Raw genomic sequence first — 20,411 nt, 5'->3', positions numbered from 1 at the left:
ATTGAAAAATAATTAAAAGTATTTAATAATAGAATTAAGGGAAGACTAAGTTTATAAATAAAGGATAATTAAATAAAAGTTAATAAAATAAATGTGATATCCAAATAAATCCTGAATCTAATTTGAGTTTTAATATAGATAGTCTAAAGTTTGATTATTAAAGATTTAATTGTAAGTGGTTACAGTTGATGATATTGATATAGAGATTAAAGTTTAGAATAGAAAGTTACCTTAAATTTAAAAATGCAAGATAACACAATCTAAAAATTATAATCACTCAATGGGTTTATGGATTTATTTGTTTATTATAAATAAATGGGAGTAGAATTATCTACTCCCATTTTGTATACTATTATTAATTTAATTGGTAATATGAGCTAAACTTGTAATTCTAGTTAAGACTTGCTGCATTAGTAGTAAATAATTCTTTAATAGCATTATTTCTAGCAGTTAAATCATTATTAGAATTATTTGTTTTTTTCATAATTACTGAGTAACGCTTTTTATTTATAAAAAATATTAAAATTTTATCATCGTCAAAATTGTATTCTTTGTATCTATCAATAGACTCATAACCTAAGTTTAAAATGTTCTTATCCTTTATACTATCTACATCTAGAATATATGATGGGTCAGCCTTTAGTAATATATTGATTAAACATTTTTCTTCACCAGCACAGAATAACTCCATCTTATTTGATATGGATTTAGATTGTTCTGAAGTTATTTTTGCAGGAATAAGGTCATTATTATCATCTCTTAAAAGATAACCATGTGTGTCTTGTTGATAAACTAGATTAACCTTTTTCTTAGGGACATTGATTATTTTATCTAAATGCACATAATGATGATTTTCAACAAATCCTTCATTTAATATTTCAACAAAGTTGTCAATCTTACCTAGACAAAAAGATTCTATAGATTCTTTACAGAATTTATTTGTAAATGGGATTATGCTTACGTTTTCCTCGTCTGTATTCCATGCTATGGCATAATCTAACGAATATACTTCTTCCTCTATATCTGCAAAATTAAATTGTACTATGTTTCCTTTCAAAATTACTCGACCTCCATCTTTATAATATATTTAATATACTTTATAAAACTTATATTATATTTAAATAATATCATAAATTGGATAATTATGATATAGTAAATGATAAAAAAATTGAAAAAAATCACTATAAATGAGTGATAAATATAAATAGTGTATACTAATGGGATGGAAAATGTCCACTATTAACTTTATTACCCCACATATGTAAAATAAATTTATTAATGTAAAATATAATCTGTCGACAATGAATAGACTTTTAAAGGAACTTAATATAAAATTAATTAAATAAATACTTAAAAACGATTTACTTTAATGATAAAATCGTATTAAAGGAGGTTAATTTTATGGATATAAAAAATAAAATTAAATCTATATTTTTACCAGAAAAAGATGACTATTTAGATGATGAAGAATTTGAGGATGATATAGAGGATAATGAGGAGAGTTTAAAGCAAGACAATAAAGTACATTTAAATGACTTAAGCAGAGTAAAAAATGATTACAGAGAATTAAAAGACATAGAAAATCAGACAGAAGAAATGTGTTTACTAGCAGTAAAACAGGATGGGACTATAATTGAGTTTGTAAAAAATAAGACTTATAAGGTATGTATGGAAGCCGTTAAACAGACATACAAAGCTCTTAAGTATATAACAAATCAGTCTGAGGATATTTGTATAGAAGCCGTTAAACAGAACTACAGAGCTTTATATTACATAAATGATAAGACTGATAATGTACTAATTGAGGCTATAAAACATGCATCTACTCATGATGTTATGGAAGTTTTTAAATTTGTAGAAGAGCAGACTGAAGATGTATGTCTAGCATTTATAGAAATGGCATCAAAAAATGATGTTGCAGAAATACTTAAAGACATAAAAGAGCAAACTCCAACTATATGTTTGGAAGCAGTAAAAAAAGATGGAAAATCTTTAGCTTATGTTAAAGAACAAACTTCAACTATATGTTTAGAAGCAGTAAAAGAAAACTATAGTGCTCTACCTTGTGTGGAAGAACAAACCGAAGAAATATGTATAGAAGCAGTAAAACAGAATGATTTTGCATTGTATTATGTAAATGAACAGACAGAAAAAATATGTATAGAAGCAGTTAGAAGAAGTTATATGGCACTACAATATGTAAAAAAACAGACAGAAGATATATGTATGGAAGCAGTTAGAAATGATGGAAGAGCACTACAATATGTAAAAGAACAGACAGAAGATATATGTATAGAAGCAGTTAGACAAAATGGGAAAGTCCTGCAATATGTAAAAAAACAGACAGAAGATATATGTATAGAGGCAATAAAAGATTCATTTGAAGAACTTAAAATAAAAGAAATATTAAGCTATGTAAAAGTTCCAACAGAAAGAGTTTTTGTAGAAGCAGTAAAACAAAATGGAAAGGCTCTTAAATATATAGAAAATCAGACAGAATTAATGTGTATAGAGGCAGTAAGAGAAAATTATAATGCTTTACAGTATGTAAGTAAACAAACAGAAAAAGTTTGCTTAGAAGCAGTAAATCAAAGTTATGAAGCTCTTAAATATGTGAAAGAGCAGACAGAAGAAATTTGTTTAAAAGCAGTGAAGCAAGATTACAGAATGTTGAAATATGTAAATAAACAAACAGAAGAAGTATGTTTAGAAGCAGTAAGACAAAACTATAGAGCTTTGGAATTTGTTGATAATCAAACAGAAAAAATTTGCTTGGAAGCAGTAAAGCAGAATAGAAAAGCACTACAATATGTAAAACAAAAACAAAGTTGAAATATATAGAAAAATATATGTAAAGGCACCTAGCTTATAGTAATAAGTTAGGTGTTTTTATGTATATAAAAAATAGTAAAAGTATTTTATTATAATTATTTTGTTATATAAAGAATATCTAAAGACTTATATAGGTCTTTTTTTGACCAGTTTTACAATTTTAGCAACTAGTTTTGTAAAGTATATTGAATTTTCTCAAAAAAGAAGGTATTCTATGTATGTAAAATTTTTTTGGAGGTAAAAATGTTTAAGAAATCTGCTGATAAAATGACATCTGTTTTAATTTGTAATAATATGATAGATAATAATGAATCAAAAGTTTATTCTTATGGATTTGAAATATTGATAGCTTTTATAGTTAATGTAACGACCATGCTGCTCATAGGTTTTTTATTTGGCAAATTTACATATATATTGTTTTTTTTAATGTGTTACTGTCCAATAAGACAATTTTCAGGTGGGTATCATGCAGACAATTATTTTAGGTGCCTATTGACTTTTGTTTTTATAATTTTGTCTACAATATTAATTATAGAAAATCTAGATTTATACTTATTTAAAAATATCATTATGGTTACTGCAAGCATTAGTTGGGTTGGGATTTGTATTCTCTGTCCAATAGAACATAGAAGTAATCCTATAAGTGATAGAGAAAAGTTAACTTACAAAAAAGTTGCTGTATTTGTATCTACAATAATATTATTAATGACAGTTTTAAGCTTTTTATTGAATGTATTTGTAGATTATTTCATATATAGCGCATTTGCTATGTTTTGGATTTTTATAATGTTGGTATTAGGGAAATTAAAAGCTAAGAATTTAAGTAAAATATGTGTGGGGGAGAATTAAGTTATGAAGAAGTTTTTTGTAAAATTTATGAAGTTTGCTAGTTCATTAGCACTTAGCACTGCCATCTTGTCAGCTAATAGTACTTGTCCATGGATTATACATCAACCTAAAGTTCCTAAAGAAATTAAGAATTTAAAGAAGATAAATTAAATAGAAGCAATTATATAAAATTATTATAAAAAGAAATTATTATATTTTAATAAGGTTAAAACTATATAAAGATTAGATATAAATTTTATTTTAAGGCATATAATATACATTTGATGGTGTATTATTGTGCCAATTTAGGGGGATGTAGTGTATCCAATGAAATGACTTACGAGTAGTAAGTCATTTTTGTATTGTATGTATTTTAGATAAACTTATGATATAATGAAGGGTAAAGTTTAATTAAAACAATAAAAAACTTTAGTATAGATAGTAATTTAGGAGGTAGGTTATGAGTATGATACATAAATTTTCTATGAATGGATATAATATCGTTTTAGATGTGAATGGTGGAGCTGTTCATGTGTTAGATGATGTTGCATACAACTTATTAGACTTTTATAAAGAAAAAAGTAAAGAAGAAGTATTAGATATATTAAAATCTAAATATCAAGAAGAAAAAATAAATGAAGCATATGAAGAAATATCAAACTTAGAAAAAGAAGGTCTTTTATATACAGAAGATACATATCAATATCATCCAAGTTTTGTACATAGAGAACCTGTGGTAAAAGCTTTATGTTTAAATGTAGCCCATGATTGTAATTTAAAATGTAAATATTGTTTTGCAGCTCAAGGTGACTTTGGAGGAGAAAAAGAGCTTATGAGCTTTGAGGTAGGTAAGGCAGCAATAGACTATTTGATTGCTAACTCAGGCACTAGAAAAAACTTAGAGATAGATTTCTTTGGTGGAGAGCCTTTGATGAATTTTGAAGTTGTAAAACAGTTAGTTGATTATGGTAGAAGTATTGAAAAAGATTATAATAAAAATATAAGATTTACAATAACTACAAATGGTGTACTATTAAATGATGAGATTATAGACTATATAAATGAAAATATGCACAATGTAGTTTTGAGTTTAGATGGAAGAAAAGAAATTAATGATAATATGAGACCAACTTTAAATGACAAAGGAAGTTATGATATTACATTGCCACGATTTAAAAAACTTGTGGAAAAAAGAGCAAAAGATAAATATTACTATATAAGAGGAACATTTACAAGAGATAATCTGGATTTTGCTAAGGATGTTATGCATTTTGCAGATTTAGGATTTAAATTAACATCTGTAGAGCCAGTTGTTGGAGATGAAAGTAATCCATATGCACTTAGAGAAGAGGATTTACCTAAGATATTTGAAGAGTACGAAAAGTTTGCTGTAGAGTATGCAGATAGACAATTACAAGGCGATGGATTTAAGTTTTTCCATTTTATGATAGATTTAAATCAAGGACCATGTGTAATAAAAAGAATAACTGGATGTGGAGCTGGAAATGAATATCTTTCTGTAACTCCAAATGGAGATATATATCCATGTCATCAATTTGTTGGAAATGAAGAATTTAAAATGGCAAATATATTTGATAAAGAAATTGTACTTCCAGAAAGTTTAAAAAATATGTTTAGAGAAGCTCATGTATATACTAAAGAAGATTGTAAACAATGTTGGAATAAGTTTTACTGTTCAGGTGGATGTCATGCAAATGCAATAAACTTTAATAATGACATATCAAAGCCATATGAATTAGGATGTGAAATGCAAAGAAAACGTACAGAGTGCTCTATAATGATACAAGCAAAGTTAATGTTAGAAGGAGCAACTAACTAAATTTATATTTTAAAGGAGTTGTTTATATATGATTAGAGATTATTTGGAAGATAAACCTTTAATTGATGAAAGTGTATTTGTGGCAAAATCAGCAGACATAATTGGAAATGTCAAAATAGGTAAGGATTCAAGTGTATGGTATAATGCAGTAGTTAGAGGAGATGAAGGTTCAATAACTATTGGAGAAAATACTAATATACAAGATTGTTCTATAGTACATGGAGATGCAGATACTATAATTGGTAACAATGTAACGGTTGGACATAGGTCAATAGTTCATGGTTGTAAAATTAGTGACAATGTTTTGATTGGTATGGGTTCAATAATATTGGATAATGCTGAAATAGGAGAATATACTTTGATAGGAGCAGGTACACTAATTACATCTAATAAGAAGTTCCCGCCAGGTGTTTTAATAATGGGCTCTCCTGGTAAGGTTGTTAGAGAACTTACAGAGGAAGATAAAAGATATATTGATGAATCATATAAATGGTATCTAGAAGCAGCACAAAATCAAAAATATTAAATTAAAGAGTGGTTGTTTCAAAACATACTTAAATCTGTTTTGAGGCAACCACTAATTTATTTTATTAAAGTTAGCTGATATTTTAGTTTTCAAAAAGTATTTGATTAAGATAGGTATAAAATGTCAAAAATAAAAATTAACTGAGTTAAATAATTTTAATAAAATTACTAGTATATGTGATAAAATTAAATATTAAAGAGGATATAAGACATTAGTATATAAATTGGTAAAATAATGTCTTATATAAGATAAATTAAGGTGTAAGTTTTCGGGTATACCTATTTTAGGAGTGAAAATATTTGAGAATAAGTTATAGAAACTTAAAAAGATATAGAGAAATTGGATATGTTTTAATAAAGTATGGTTTTAGTTTTATTGTAGAAAGATTAAATATAGAAGGAATAGCTTATAAAATACCACTGTTTGACCCTCCAGAAGAAATAAAAAATATGACAACTGGTGAGAGAATAAAAAGAGTTTTAGAAGAGCTAGGGCCTACATATATAAAAATAGGACAGATATTAAGTACAAGAAAAGATTTATTAGACCAAGATATAATTGATGAAATATCAAAACTTAGAGATGATGTAGAGAAATTTGATTCAAATATAGCTATTGAGATATTTAAAGAAGAAGTAGGATTAAGTATAGAAGAAATATTTTTAGAGTTTAAAGAAGAACCAATTGCAGCAGCCTCGATTGGTCAAGTTTATGAGGGTGTTCTTAGAACTGGAGAAGAAGTAATTGTAAAAATTCAAAGACCAAATATAGAGAAAATAATAAAATCTGATTTAGAAATTCTTAGAACGATTGCAAATACTCTAAAGGATTTAAAAAAGGATTTTAATTTAGACTTAGTACAAATGATTGAAGAATTTCAAACTCAATTAATGAGAGAGCTTGACTATACTTTTGAAGCTATAAATGCAACTAAATTCTCTAGGATATTTAAAAATAGTGATGAGGTATATATACCTAAAATATATCCAGAATATAATACTAAGAAAATTTTAGTAATGGAGAAGGTCAATGGTACAAAATTAAGTGATGTAGAAAAAATAAATAGGTTAGGTTATAATACAAAAACCATTGTTGAAATAGGAGTAAGGTCTTTTTTTACACAAGTATTGTCTCATGGATTTTTTCATGCAGACCCACATCCAGGTAATATATTTGTAGTTGCTAAAAACAAGATAGCATATATAGATTTTGGAATGATTGGAATTATTGACAATAAAACACTGAATCAATTAAATGAAATTGCATTAGCAGGAGTGGAAAAGAATGTCGACAAGATAATATACTTGTTAATAGAAATGGATGCGTTAAATGGAGAGGCAGATATTAAAGGTCTTAGACAGGATTTACTTTATCTAATACATTATTACTATGATATTTCTATAGAAAAAATAAATGTAACAGATATATTAAATGAACTGTTTAGATTTTTTAGGCAGTATAAGATAGTCATGCCTGCACAGTTTGTGACACTTGCTAAGACTGTTATAACATTAGAAGGAACAAGTAGAACTTTAAATTCAGATTTTTCTTTTGGTTCTATGGGAAAAGAGTTTATGAAACATCATTATAAGAGTAAATTTAATCCTAAAAATGTCGTTTTAAGTTCAAGACAAAATGTAGAAGAAATATTACTCGATATAAAAACTATTCCAAAACAGCTAAAAGCAATCTTAAAGAATGTAGAAAGAAATAATATAAAAATGCAAATTGAAGACGTAAAAATGACAAAATTAGAAAATTGTATATTAGAGTTAACGTCTCAAATATCACTAAGTTTAGTGTTAGCATCAATTATAGTGGGTTCTTCCCTTATAATTGCATCTCCAAATATAGAAAACAATATTTGGATAAAGTTTACTGCTATAGGAGGTTTCTTTATATCTTTTATAATAGGACTTTGTCTAGTTATAAGGAGTGTTAGGTCAAAATATAAAAAGGATTAGGGGGAGTTGAATTTGAAAAAATGGATATTGAAATATAAAGGTAAGATAGAGGAAAGTGAATTTAGCAAAAAAATTAATATTTCCCCGGAAATCTGCCAAATTTTAAAAAATAGAGGAATATGTACTGAAAAAGATTCAGAAATATTTATGAATCCATCTTTGGATTATTTAAGGGACCCTTTCTTAATGAAAGATATGCAGAAAGCTGTTGATAGGATAAAATCAGCTATTGAAAATAACGAAAAAATTTGGATTTATGGAGATTATGATGTTGATGGTGTGTCATCTACTTCTATTTTATGTATATATTTTAAAAGTATAGAGTATCATGTGGATTACTATATCCCAAATAGATTAGAAGAAGGATATGGTATAAATGAAGAAGCTATTAAGCTTATAAGCTCTAGAGGTTGTGACTTGATTATAAGTGTTGACTGTGGGATTACATCGGTATCTGAGGTTAATATAGCGAATGATTTGGGTATAGATGTTATAATAACAGACCATCATGAATGTCAAAACGAGATTCCACCAGCTTTTGCAGTAATAAATCCAAAACAAGAAGACTGTAATTATCCATTCGATTCATTATGTGGATGTGGTGTAGCATTTAAAATGATTCAAGCATTAACTCCAAAAGAAGAATTTAAAACTAGTATGTATGATTATTTAGAAATAGTAACATTGGCAACTATTTGTGATATTGTACCACTTATAGACGAAAATAGAATAATTGTAAAAAATGGTTTAAAATCAATGAAAGAAGGCAAAAATATTGGATTAAGAGAGCTTATAAAAGTTTGCGGTGTAGAAAGTGATAAAATAGGTTCTTCTCATATAGGTTTTGCAATAGGACCTAGAATAAATGCTTCAGGTAGATTAGGATATTCTTATTTAGGTGTTGAGTTGTTTACCACTCAATCTAAAGAAGAAGCTGTAGAAATAGCCAATATATTAGAAGAGAAAAATAATGAAAGACAGATGATAGAGGCTAAGATGTATCATGAAGCTGAAGAAATGTTAAAGTCTAATAGCAGATATAATGATGATAAAGTTTTAGTTTTAGCTAAAGAAGGTTGGCAACATGGAATAATAGGAATTGTAGCATCTAAGCTAACTGAAAAATACTATAAACCTACAATTCTTTTAGGTATAGAAAATGGAGAAGCTACTGGTTCAGCAAGGTCTATAAAAGGATTTAATGTATTTGAAGCTCTCGTAAAGTGTAAGGACTTAATGACTAAGTTTGGTGGTCATGAGCAAGCAGCAGGGCTATCTTTAAATTCAGATAATGTGGAAGCTTTAGCAAATGAAATAAACAAATTTGCAAATTATAATTTAACTGAAGATGATATGATAGAGAATGTGAATGTTGAATTTGAACTACAAGAAAATGTAATAAATCTAAATCTTGTAGAAGAATTACATAAGTTAGAGCCTTTTGGATTAAATAATCCAAATCCTAGATTTATAGTTAGAAATTATATTTTAAAAGATTTAAAGGTTATAGGAAAAAACCAACAACATCTAAAATTAAGTATAGAAAAAGAAAAAAGCTATGAATGTATAGGATTTAACATGAGTCATTTAAAATCATTGTATAAGGTAGGAGATAAAGTAGATGTATTGTTTCAGTTAGATGAAAATAACTATATGGGAAATAGAAAAGTACAGTTTTTACTTAAAGATATAAGATTAGCTCGACCTAAAAGTGCAAGTAGTGACAAACTTTCACTGAAATTAATGTCAAAAATAATACCCAAAGATACACAAAGCTTGTATAATATATCTGTATCTGATTTTGATTTATTCGATGGAAATACTGATATAAATATATTTGATTATTTTGAAAAAGGTACATTAATAATATCTAATTCCATAAATGGATTTTATAGAGCAGTTTCGGATATATCACTTGTAGATTTAGATTTTAAGATAAATTACAATATTATTGAAGATATTAGCAAAAATACTGATAAATTAGAGCTTATATTTTCTCCTAATATTGATAAAATAGACTTAAAAAGATATAATAATATTATTCTTTATGATTATTTATACAATAAAGGCGAATATTCGTATATATATGAGAATAAAAGAGAAGAAAGTGAAATTATAAAATATTATAATAAAACAGACCTATTATATTTAAAGAATGTAGTTAGTAATATAGTTCCATCAAGAGATGAATTTATAACAATTTATAAACAAGCACTCACAAAAAAAGAAATTGATTTGGATATGGTAAATATAAAGGGAACTTTTAATGTAATTCCATTAAAGTTTTTTACGATATTGAATGTGTTTAGAGAATTAAATTTACTTGACTTTAATTTAAATTATGAAAAAAATTCTGTACTCATAAGAATATTGCCAAAACCACAGAAAAAATTAGATTTAAATGAGAGTTTAATACTCAATAATCTAAAAAATTTAGAAAAACAATATAATAGCAGTTATTAGGAGGCGTTTCCCATGGATTTAAAAAACTTTATAAGGAATATTGATGATTTCCCAAAACCAGGTATAGATTTTAAAGATGTTACTACTCTATTTAAAGATGGAGAGGCATTTAGATATGCAGTAGATTCTATAGTTGAAGAACTAAAAAATAAAGGTGTAGATTTAGTAATAGGGCCAGAAGCAAGAGGTTTTTTGATGGGTACACCTGTAGCGTATGCTTTAGGAGTAGGATTTGTTCCAATTAGAAAACCTGGAAAGTTACCAGGAGAAGTTGAAAGTTATGAGTATGGCTTAGAGTATGGTACGGATACTTTAGAAATACATAAAGATGCAATTAAAAAAGGTCAAAAAGTAGCAATAGTAGACGATTTATTGGCTACTGGTGGAACTATGGAAGCTGCTGCTAAGCTTGTAGAAAAATTAGGTGGAGAAGTAGTTTCTATGCAATTTTTAATTGAGCTAGAATTCTTAAATGGGAGAGAAAAATTATCTAACTATAATGTTAATTCTCTTATAAAATACTAGTACTTTTACAATAGTTGGTATAGCACCAACTATTTTCATATATATTAAAATTTTATACAAAATAGGTGGTTATATGCATGATAAAGAATTACAAGAAATAATTGAAAAAATAAAAGTTTATGCACCTAATGCAAATTTTGAGATGGTTGAAAAAGCCTATAATCTTGCAAAAAAAGCGCATGAAGGACAATATAGAAAATCTGGGGAACCATACTTTATTCATCCATTAGCAGTGGCAAACATTTTGATAGAGATGGAATTAGATATTGAAACTATAACAGCTGGTTTACTTCATGATGTTGTAGAAGATACGGAATATACCTATGAAGACATAACAAAAGAATTTGGCAAAGAAGTAGCAGATTTAGTTGATGGAGTAACAAAACTTGGTCAAATAAAATATCGTTCAAAAGAAGAAACTCAATCTGAAAACCTAAGAAAAATGTTTTTGGCAATGGCGAAAGATATAAGGGTTATACTTATAAAACTTGCTGATAGATTGCACAATATGAGAACCTTAAAATATATGCCTCCAGAGAAAGCTAAATATAAGGCAAAAGAGACACTTGAAATTTATGGAGGTATAGCTCATAGATTAGGGATTTCTAAGATAAAGTGGGAATTAGAAGACAGAGCACTGAGATTTATGGACCCAGAAGGGTATTATGATTTAGTTGATAGAGTATCAATGAAGAGAAGTCAAAGAGAAGATTATATACATGGAATTGTTGAACTTCTTAAAGATAAGTTTAAAGATTTAAGTATACCATGTGATGTATATGGTAGACCAAAGCATTTTTATAGTATTTATAGAAAGATGCAAAAAAAACACAAGACTTTTGAAGAAATTTTTGATTTAACAGCTGTAAGAATACTAGTAGATAATGTAAAGGATTGTTATGCAGTTCTTGGTATAGTTCACACATTATGGAGACCTATTCCAGGCAGATTTAAGGACTATATAGCAATGCCAAAGCCAAATCTCTACCAATCGTTGCATACTACTGTTGTAGGTCCTGATGGAGAGCCTTTAGAAATACAGATAAGGACTCATGAAATGCATAACATAGCTGAAAATGGTATCGCAGCCCATTGGAAATACAAAGAAGGTATTTCTAGTAAAGAATCAAAAGTTGAAGAGAAACTTCAGTGGTTGAGACAAATGATGGAGTGGGAAAAAGACTTGAAAGACCCACAAGAGTTTATGGATGCACTTAAAGAAGATGTATTTAATAGTCAAGTTTACGTATTTACTCCAAAAGGAGATGTAATTGAATTACCAGCAGAATCAACACCTATAGATTTTGCATATAGAGTTCATACAAATGTAGGGAATAAGTGTGTAGGAGCTAAAATTGATGGAAGAATAGTTCCTATTGATTATAAGCTTCAAAATGGTAATATTGTAGAGGTACTTACATCATCTAATTCTAATGGGCCAAGTAGAGATTGGCTTAATATAGTAAAGACACCAAATGCTAAAAGTAGAATTAGACAATTTTTCAAGAAAGAAAGAAGAGAAGAAAATGTCGACCGTGGAAATACAATATTAGAAAGAGAATTTAAGAAGCATGATATACCACAGAAAGACCCTCTTGTTGAAAAATATATGGCATTAGTTGCTAAGAAATTTAATCAGCCAAGTGTTGAGGATTTAGTTGCTACTGTAGGTTATGGTGGTATAATGTCATCTCAAGTTGTATCTAAAGTAAAAGACTTATATTTAAAAGAAGTTAAAAAAGTTAAAAAAGAACAACAAATACAAGAAGAAGATTTAAATAAACACAATATAAGTGAAACAGAATACAGTAAAAAGAGAAAGAAAAACGCATCACAAGGAATTATAGTAAAAGGGCTTGATAATATCTTAGTAAGATTTGCTAAGTGTTGTAATCCTCTTCCAGGAGATGAAATTGTAGGATATATTACTAAGGGTAGGGGAGTAGCTATACACAGAGCTGATTGTCCAAATGCAAATAATAATGGGGATTTCTTCCAAAATAGATTGGTAGAAGTTTCATGGAGTTCAGCAGGCAAAGGTAAGTTTGAAGCAGAGATTCAAATAAAGGCTGTTGACAGAAGAGGAATTGTTAATGAAATAACTCATATTGTTGCAATGGATAAACTTAGTTTAAATGGAATAAATGCAAGAAAAGGTAAAGATAGCATTGTAAGTATAAACTTACTTGTAGAAGTTAATGACACAGAGGAATTAAAAATTCTAATGAAAAAATTAAAAGCAATTCCTGGTGTAGAAAGTATTTATAGAATGACAAATTAGAGTTAAAATAATAGGGAGGAAACTATGAGAGCAGTAGTACAAAGAGTATCTTCATCTAAAGTTACCGTAGATGAAAACACTATAGGTCAAATAAATAAAGGGTTACTAGTATTATTAGGAGTGACTCATGATGATAAATCAAGTGATGTAGATTATATGATTGACAAGATATTGAATCTGAGAATTTTTGAAGATGAAGATGACAAAATGAATTTATCTCTAATGGATATAGGTGGAGAGCTTTTAGTAGTATCTCAATTTACTTTATATGGAGATTGTAGAAAAGGAAGAAGACCTGGATTTAGTAATGCGGCCAAACCAGAACTTGCAAATAATCTGTATGAAGAGTTTATAAAAAAAGCAAAAGATAAAGGTGTAACAGTTGGTACAGGTCAATTTGCGGCTCATATGATGGTAGAATTAACTAATGATGGTCCAGTAACAATACTATTAGACTCAAGTAAATCTTTTTAAGGGGGAAAACTTTAATGGTTATAAAAAAATTTGTAGATAGTTATTTTGGAGTAAATACTTATGTATTAGGTGATGAAAAAACTAAAAAATGTGCAGTTATAGACCCAGGTGGAAGTTTAGTAGATACTCTAAGTTTTGTAAAAGAAAATGAATTAAATATCGAATATATAATTCTTACTCATGGACATGGAGACCATATAGGATATGTTAAAGATATTAAAGATAAAACTGGTGCTAAGGTAGTTGCACATATTGATGAAAAAGAATTATTAAATGATAAAAATAAAAATCTAAGTTATACAATGAGATGTGGAGCACAAGAGTTTGATGCAGATATATATGTAAATGATAAAGACAAGCTTGAACTTGGTGAATTAAAAATGACTTTCTTACACACTCCAGGACACACACAAGGGTGTATGTGTATAAGAGTTGAAGATGAATTGTTTACAGGAGATACTTTATTTGCTGGAAGTATTGGTAGAACTGATTTGTATAGTGGAGATTTTCATCAAATGGAAAAATCGCTTAAGAAATTATGTAAATATGAAGATGCTGTTAGAGTATATCCTGGTCATGGACCAGCTAGTACTCTAGGGGTTGAGAAGAAGACAAATCCTTATATGTAATTTTATATTAGTATTAAATAATGTATCAAATATTTAATAACTGTATTAGAGATGGGGTTCTTCTACTGTTAAATAGAAGGAGTTAAGTTGATGTTATATGTTTTTTTAAAAGGACATGATTATAAGTATGAAGTAGCAGAACTTATAAAATTGTTTACTAATGAATTTAAATTTAATGACTCTGATAAATGTGGTAATAACATGGAGTCAATGTATTTAATAAATAGGTTGATTTATGAAAATGGAGTCTTGTTTTCAAGTACTGAGTATTATGAAGATGAAAACTTGAAGTATGAATCAATACAAAATATAGAAAATATAAATCTTGAATTTTTAAATGGATTTGATAATAGCAAATCAATTGAAGAGTTTTTGAATAAGTTAGATAATGAAAGTAAGAGAAACTTTAAAAAACTATGTAAAGAAAGCATCAAAAAAAGCATGTTTATAGTGCTTAAGCAAATATTTAATTCTTATGTTCCATGGGGAATTTTGACTGGTATTAGACCAGTCAAAATTGTCCACAATCTAATGGATAAAAACCTAGATGATAATAGCATAAGAACCATTCTAAAAGATAATTATTTTATAATAGATGAGAAAATAGATTTAGCTCTTGAAATAGCCAAAAGAGAGCGAGTATTTATGTATCCTATAGATAAAAATAAAATTTCTCTTTATGTAAGTATTCCATTTTGTCCAACTAGATGTGTATATTGTTCATTTCCTTCAAACTCATTAAAGCAATTTGGGCATTTGAAAAGAGAATATGTTTATAAATTGATTGAAGAAATCAAGGGATTTGCCAAGCTTATTAAGGATACTAATAAAGAAATTGAAACTTTATATATTGGTGGAGGAACTCCTACTACATTGGATGAGGAAGAGTTAGATTTGCTTATAAATTCATTGTTTAGTGAATTAGATTTAACTAAAATCAAGGAATTCACTGTAGAAGCAGGTAGACCAGATACCATTACAGAGCAAAAACTAAAAGTATTAAAAAAACACAATGTAAGTAGAATTAGCATAAATCCTCAGACTATGAATGATGAGACTTTAGTTAAAATTGGAAGAGAACACAAGGTTTCTGACTTAGTAGACTGCTTTAATATGGCTCGTAGAATGGGATTTGATAATATAAACATGGATATAATTTTAGGTCTTATAGATGAGGACTTAAATATGGTAAGGAATACATTGGAAGAAATAAAAAAACTTTCTCCTGAAAGTCTTACAGTTCACACATTAGCTATAAAGAGAGCATCTAACTTGAATATAAATATGGATATGTATAAAGAACACCTAACACAGTATGAAGAAATGGTAAAAATGATAGATTTATCAATGAAGTATGCAAAAGATATGGGATTAAACCCATATTATATGTACAGACAAAAACATATGTTAGGCAATTTAGAAAATATAGGTTATGCTAAAGAAGGATATGAGTGCATTTATAATATACAAATTATGGAGGAAAAGCAAAGTAACTATGCATTAGGTGCAGGTGCTATATCAAAATTTGTTTATGTAGATGAAGATAGAATTGAAAGAGTAGAAAATGTAAAAAACGTTGAACAATACATTGCAAGAGTAGATGAAATGATAAAAAGGAAGAAAGAAGAGGTATATAAAAATGTTGACTAAAGCTCCTAGAGGAACTAAAGACATAACTCCAAAAGAGGCTTATAAATGGAGTTATGTAGAAAATAAATTTAGAGAAATATGTGCTTTATATGGATATGAAGAAATGGTAACACCTATATTTGAACATACAGAACTTTTTAAAAGAAGTGTTGGAGATACTACAGATATAGTTCAAAAAGAAATGTATTCTTTTAAAGATAAAGGAGACAGAGAAATTACATTAAAGCCAGAGGGAACAGCAGGTGTAGTAAGGGCATTTATAGAAAATAAATTGTATGCAGATACTCAGCCAACTAAGTTATTTTATGTTACACCTTGTTTTAGATACGAAAGACCTCAAGCTGGAAGACAAAGACAATTTCATCAATTTGGTATAGAAGCACTTGGAAGTGACACTCCTTCAATGGATGCTGAAATAATAGCATTAGCTGTTCAATTTTTTAATGAAGTTGGGCTAAAGGATTTAATAGTAAGCATAAATTCAGTTGGTTGTCCAGCTTGTAGAAAAGAATACAATGCTTTATTAAAAGAATATCTTGATTCAAAAGCAGATGTATTATGCGAAACTTGTAATGAAAGAAGAGAAAAAAATCCAATGAGGGTTATAGATTGCAAAAATCCTACATGTAAGGAAAATATTAAGGATATACCATTTATTGCAGACCATTTATGTGATGATTGCAAGACTCACTTTACGAAATTACAAGAATATTTAAATGAAATGGATATAAACTTTGTAGTTGATAAAACAATAGTTAGAGGACTAGACTATTACAGAAAAACTGCCTTTGAAATTATATCTAATGATATAGGAGCGCAAAGTACTGTATGTGGTGGAGGTAGATATGATGGTCTTGTTGAGCAACTAGGAGGACCAAAAGGTATAAGTGGGATTGGATTTGGATTAGGAATTGAAAGACTTTTACTTACACTTGAAAACAATGGTATTGAAATAGAAAATCCACAGTCTACAGACATATTTATAGTAACAATAGGAGAAGAAGCAAATACAAAAAGCTTTAACCTATTAAAAGAATTGAGAAAAAATCATATAAGTGCAGATAAAGACCATATAGAGAGAAGTGTCAAAGCACAATTTAAATATTCAGATAAGATAAATTCTAAATTTACAATAGTAATTGGCGATGATGAGCTTAAAAATGATACTGCAACATTAAAAAATATGAAGACATCAGAGCAAATTACTGTAAAATTAAGTACATTAGTTGAAGAATTAAAACAAAAGCTGTAAAATAAGAAAGTATGATGTTTTGCATATTAGATAATAATATAGCATTAAAATTAAATAAAATGGAGGTAGTATCTTGGAAACTTTAAAGGGTCTAAAGAGAACTCACTACTGTGGAGAGTTGAGAGAAAAGAACATAAATGAAGAAGTTGTACTTATGGGATGGGTACAGAAAAAAAGAAACTTAGGTGGTCTTGTATTTGTTGATTTAAGAGATACAAGTGGATTATGTCAAATAGTTTTTGATACAGATGTAGATAAAGAAGCTTTTGAAAAAGCTGAAAAATTAGGAGCTGAATTTGTAATAGCTGCAAAAGGAAAAGTATGCGAAAGACAATCTAAAAATCCTAATATGCCAACTGGGGATATAGAAATATTTGCCACTGAACTTAGAATCTTAAACAAGTCAGAAACTCCACCTATTTATATAAAAGATGATGATGATGTTTCAGAAGCATTAAGATTAAAATATAGATACTTAGATTTAAGAAAAGCATCTATGCAAAGAAACTTAAAATTAAGACATAAAGTAATGAATATTACAAGAAATTACTTATCGAATAATAGATTTTGCGAAATAGAAACACCATTTTTAATTGCACCAACTCCAGAAGGAGCAAGAGATTACCTTGTACCAAGTAGAGTTAATCCAGGTAAATTTTATGCATTACCACAATCACCACAATTATATAAACAGTTATTAATGGTAAGTGGTATGGATAGATATTTCCAAATAGTTAAATGTTTTAGAGATGAAGATTTAAGAGCAGATAGACAGCCAGAGTTTACACAAATAGACTGTGAAATGTCTTTTGTTGAGCAAGAAGATGTTATGAATATGATTGAAGGATTGCTTGAAGCTATATTTAAAGAAGTTTTAGATGTAGAATTAACACTTCCACTTCCTAAGATGACTTATGCAGAAGCTATGTCTAGATATGGTTCAGATAAGCCAGATACTAGATTTGGATATGAATTAACAGATATATCTGATGTTGTTTGTAACTGTGGGTTCAAAGTGTTTGCAGATGCTACACAGCCAGGTAAAAGTGTTAGAGGTATAAATGTAAAGGGTAAAGCTGATGATTTTACTAGGAAGCAAATATCATCATTAGAGGAACATGCTAAAACATATAGAGCAAAAGGTCTTGCTTGGATGAAAGTAGGACAAGAAGGAGTAACTTCTCCAATAGCAAAATTCTTTAATGAAGAAGAAATGAATGCTATACTTACAAGAATGAATGCTGAAGCAGGAGATTTGCTTTTATTTGTAGCTGATAAAAACTCAGTAGTATTTGATGCTTTAGGACAAGTTAGACTTGAAGTAGCTAATAGACTTAACATGTTAGATAAAAATGTATATAATCTATTATGGGTAACTGAATTCCCTGTTTTTGAAGAAGATGAAGAAACAGGAAAATTCTCAGCAATGCATCACCCATTTACATCACCTATGGATGAAGACTTAGACAAGTTAGAAGAAGGTGATAAAGCATCTTTAAGAGCTAAAGCTTATGACATCGTATTGAATGGTTATGAGATAGGTGGAGGAAGTGTTAGAATATCAAATTCTGATGTACAATCAAAAATGTTTAAAGCACTTGGTTTTACAGAAGAAAGAGCTAATGAGAAGTTTGGATACTTATTAGAAGCATTTAAATATGGAACTCCTCCTCATGCTGGTTTAGCTTTTGGTCTTGATAGACTTGTTATGTTACTTGCAGGAGCTGACAATATAAGAGAGGTTATTGCATTCCCTAAAAATCAAAATGCTGTTTGTCCTATGACAAATGCTCCAACATTAGCAGAAGATGAGCAATTAGAAGAATTAAGTATAAAAGTTGATATAAAAGACAACGAATAATATATAGTTATAAGAAATTAAAATGTAAAAAGTCTGGATATAAAGCATATTTATATTCAGACTTTTTTAGTTAATCTATTTTTTCTTTTTTATCTATTAAGGTTATCTTTATCTTTGGTCTTCTAGCCATATTTTTATACATCCCCCTTGTATTTTTATTTAATATGAAAAGACTATAATTATAGCTTTTATTTAAAGATTTTTAAAATAGTTAATAAGAAAGTCTTTAAATAATAACACAGCTTTAGATGTGTAATTTTCATTAAACCATGATAGATTTAAGTATCTTTTAAATTCAATATCTTTTATATGTAATAGTTTAATTTCTGGGTCTTTAGATAATCCCCATGATTTTCCACATATAAATCCAACACCTTGAAGTGATTTTATGAGTGCATAGATTGTATATGGTGAATCGCATTCAAAGGCTATTTTTGGTTTAAAATTAGCAGATTCACATAGTATATCTATTATTTCTCTATAGTTCTCACCCTTAGTTATAACTATGAAGTTTTCATCAGAAACTTCACTTAGGTAGACTTCATCTTTTAAAGATAAGTTATGGTTAATTGAAATACCTAGTAATATCTCTTCACAAGTTAAGGTTATATTATTTTCTGAATTTATTTTTGTAAATGAAGAAGATATATACAAATCAAAATCACTTTTCTTGTAAGAAGATGGCAGAGTATGTGAGACATTAAAAGTAATGTTAGGATATAGTTTTCTAAAATTACTTAAAAGTGAAGGTAGTACATTAGCTGCTGCAGTAGCTAATATTTTTACTTCTCCTGAGTTCTCTAAAGAAGTATCTCGTAATTCCTTTTTTGACATTTCTACCAAATCTAAAATACTATCCACTCTTTTTAAAAATAATTTTCCATATTCATTTAATACAATATATCTTCCTTTTCTATCAAACAACTTGACTCCAAGTTCTCTTTCTAAAGAAGATATGGTCTTACTTAAAGCTGGTTGTGCTATATTTAGTTTTTGTGATGCTTTTGTTATGTGTTCCATTCTAGCAACTGTTTGAAAGTACTTAAGATGCAATAAATCCATAATATAAAATACACCTCTTTTAATATGACTTGAGTTATATCAATTTGATAATTAACTATATATTATACATTATAATATAAAGCTTGTATAATAAACTATAGTATATCAAAAAGTTAATCACATAGTTATTTATGTATTATACATAATCTAATTAAAAAAAATGAGTCCAATATATAATTAATTAAAGAAATAATGCTGAAAATTTTAATTATATAAAAATATAT

The 20,411-nt window shown here is 28.0% G+C and carries 16 protein-coding genes; 14 read left to right on the top strand and 2 right to left on the bottom strand.

The features are described 5' to 3' along the window. Positions 1 to 391: 391 nt before the first annotated feature. Positions 392 to 1,057 carry a hypothetical protein gene (locus tag Q3287_RS06050; protein ID WP_054271327.1) on the bottom strand — a complete coding sequence of 222 codons (666 nt, stop codon included), beginning with the start codon at positions 1,055 to 1,057 and terminating at the stop codon, positions 392 to 394. Between the two features lie 344 nt (positions 1,058 to 1,401). Here Q3287_RS06050 and Q3287_RS06045 point away from each other — a divergent pair, with 344 nt between their 5' ends. The 14 genes from Q3287_RS06045 (at position 1,402) to aspS (ending at position 19,125) form a co-directional block, all read left to right on the top strand. Next, positions 1,402 to 2,832 carry a DUF4116 domain-containing protein gene (locus tag Q3287_RS06045; RefSeq protein WP_407963674.1) on the top strand — a complete coding sequence of 477 codons (1,431 nt, stop codon included), beginning with the start codon at positions 1,402 to 1,404 and terminating at the stop codon, positions 2,830 to 2,832. Positions 2,833 to 3,075: 243 nt separating this feature from the next. Next, entirely contained in the window at positions 3,076 to 3,681 is a 606-nt protein-coding gene (locus Q3287_RS06040; protein ID WP_054277345.1) for an accessory gene regulator ArgB-like protein, read from the top strand. 3 nt (positions 3,682 to 3,684) lie between these two features. Further along, positions 3,685 to 3,831 (top strand): cyclic lactone autoinducer peptide, encoded by a 147-nt coding sequence (locus Q3287_RS06035; RefSeq protein WP_054271324.1) that lies wholly within the window; start codon positions 3,685 to 3,687, stop codon positions 3,829 to 3,831. Positions 3,832 to 4,120: 289 nt separating this feature from the next. Then, complete coding sequence (scfB, locus tag Q3287_RS06030) at positions 4,121 to 5,500, top strand: thioether cross-link-forming SCIFF peptide maturase (protein ID WP_407963673.1); 1,380 nt, start codon at positions 4,121 to 4,123, stop codon at positions 5,498 to 5,500. A gap of 28 nt (positions 5,501 to 5,528) precedes the next feature. Further along, positions 5,529 to 6,026 carry a gamma carbonic anhydrase family protein gene (locus tag Q3287_RS06025; protein WP_407811430.1) on the top strand — a complete coding sequence of 166 codons (498 nt, stop codon included), beginning with the start codon at positions 5,529 to 5,531 and terminating at the stop codon, positions 6,024 to 6,026. Positions 6,027 to 6,325: 299 nt separating this feature from the next. Beyond that, entirely contained in the window at positions 6,326 to 7,990 is a 1,665-nt protein-coding gene (locus tag Q3287_RS06020) for an AarF/ABC1/UbiB kinase family protein (RefSeq protein ID WP_054271321.1), read from the top strand. Between the two features lie 12 nt (positions 7,991 to 8,002). Further along, entirely contained in the window at positions 8,003 to 10,453 is a 2,451-nt protein-coding gene (gene recJ / locus Q3287_RS06015; protein ID WP_407963672.1) for a single-stranded-DNA-specific exonuclease RecJ, read from the top strand. Between the two features lie 12 nt (positions 10,454 to 10,465). Continuing rightward, a complete protein-coding gene (locus Q3287_RS06010; RefSeq protein ID WP_054271319.1) occupies positions 10,466 to 10,978 on the top strand; it encodes an adenine phosphoribosyltransferase in 513 nt (170 codons plus the stop codon). Between the two features lie 73 nt (positions 10,979 to 11,051). Then, on the top strand, positions 11,052 to 13,259 hold the full coding sequence (locus tag Q3287_RS06005) for a bifunctional (p)ppGpp synthetase/guanosine-3',5'-bis(diphosphate) 3'-pyrophosphohydrolase (protein ID WP_054271318.1): 2,208 nt from the start codon (positions 11,052 to 11,054) through the stop codon (positions 13,257 to 13,259). Between the two features lie 24 nt (positions 13,260 to 13,283). Beyond that, positions 13,284 to 13,733: a D-aminoacyl-tRNA deacylase gene (gene dtd, locus Q3287_RS06000; RefSeq protein ID WP_021385652.1), complete on the top strand. Its 450-nt coding sequence runs from the start codon at positions 13,284 to 13,286 to the stop codon at positions 13,731 to 13,733. A gap of 14 nt (positions 13,734 to 13,747) precedes the next feature. Then, positions 13,748 to 14,362: an MBL fold metallo-hydrolase gene (locus tag Q3287_RS05995; protein WP_054271316.1), complete on the top strand. Its 615-nt coding sequence runs from the start codon at positions 13,748 to 13,750 to the stop codon at positions 14,360 to 14,362. 90 nt (positions 14,363 to 14,452) lie between these two features. Then, the gene (locus tag Q3287_RS05990) at positions 14,453 to 16,012 is read left to right on the top strand and encodes a coproporphyrinogen III oxidase (RefSeq protein WP_223152577.1); all 1,560 of its coding nucleotides are present in this window, start codon (positions 14,453 to 14,455) and stop codon (positions 16,010 to 16,012) included. Beyond that, a complete protein-coding gene (gene hisS / locus Q3287_RS05985) occupies positions 16,002 to 17,264 on the top strand; it encodes a histidine--tRNA ligase (protein ID WP_407963671.1) in 1,263 nt (420 codons plus the stop codon). The genes Q3287_RS05990 and hisS overlap by 11 nt, the downstream gene beginning before the upstream one ends. A 73-nt stretch (positions 17,265 to 17,337) precedes the next feature. Then, positions 17,338 to 19,125 carry an aspartate--tRNA ligase gene (aspS, locus tag Q3287_RS05980; protein WP_054271313.1) on the top strand — a complete coding sequence of 596 codons (1,788 nt, stop codon included), beginning with the start codon at positions 17,338 to 17,340 and terminating at the stop codon, positions 19,123 to 19,125. Positions 19,126 to 19,317: 192 nt separating this feature from the next. Here aspS and Q3287_RS05975 read toward each other — a convergent pair whose 3' ends face one another. Further along, on the bottom strand, positions 19,318 to 20,187 hold the full coding sequence (locus tag Q3287_RS05975) for a LysR family transcriptional regulator (protein WP_054271311.1): 870 nt from the start codon (positions 20,185 to 20,187) through the stop codon (positions 19,318 to 19,320). Between the last annotated feature and the right edge of the window lie 224 nt (positions 20,188 to 20,411).

The sequence above is a fragment of the Clostridioides sp. GD02404 genome, from assembly GCF_045898275.1.
Taxonomy (GTDB): domain Bacteria; phylum Bacillota; class Clostridia; order Peptostreptococcales; family Peptostreptococcaceae; genus Clostridioides; species Clostridioides difficile_A.
Note: the sequence above shows the minus strand (reverse complement) of the source record. Positions and strands in the feature narration are given on the sequence as shown.

Bases quoted from the DNA above. Each gene is read 5' to 3' on its own strand.
- Q3287_RS05995 (WP_054271316.1), top strand. From the start codon at position 13,748: ATGGTTATAAAAAAATTTGTAGATAGTTATTTTGGAGTAAATACTTAT.
- Q3287_RS05990 (WP_223152577.1), top strand. From the start codon at position 14,453: ATGTTATATGTTTTTTTAAAAGGACATGATTATAAGTATGAAGTAGCA.
- scfB (WP_407963673.1), top strand. From the start codon at position 4,121: ATGAGTATGATACATAAATTTTCTATGAATGGATATAATATCGTTTTA.
- Q3287_RS06025 (WP_407811430.1), top strand. From the start codon at position 5,529: ATGATTAGAGATTATTTGGAAGATAAACCTTTAATTGATGAAAGTGTA.
- Q3287_RS05975 (WP_054271311.1), bottom strand. From the start codon at position 20,187: ATGGATTTATTGCATCTTAAGTACTTTCAAACAGTTGCTAGAATGGAA.
- Q3287_RS06040 (WP_054277345.1), top strand. From the start codon at position 3,076: ATGTTTAAGAAATCTGCTGATAAAATGACATCTGTTTTAATTTGTAAT.
- Q3287_RS06005 (WP_054271318.1), top strand. From the start codon at position 11,052: ATGCATGATAAAGAATTACAAGAAATAATTGAAAAAATAAAAGTTTAT.
- Q3287_RS06010 (WP_054271319.1), top strand. From the start codon at position 10,466: ATGGATTTAAAAAACTTTATAAGGAATATTGATGATTTCCCAAAACCA.
- hisS (WP_407963671.1), top strand. From the start codon at position 16,002: ATGTTGACTAAAGCTCCTAGAGGAACTAAAGACATAACTCCAAAAGAG.
- Q3287_RS06045 (WP_407963674.1), top strand. From the start codon at position 1,402: ATGGATATAAAAAATAAAATTAAATCTATATTTTTACCAGAAAAAGAT.
- dtd (WP_021385652.1), top strand. From the start codon at position 13,284: ATGAGAGCAGTAGTACAAAGAGTATCTTCATCTAAAGTTACCGTAGAT.
- Q3287_RS06035 (WP_054271324.1), top strand. From the start codon at position 3,685: ATGAAGAAGTTTTTTGTAAAATTTATGAAGTTTGCTAGTTCATTAGCA.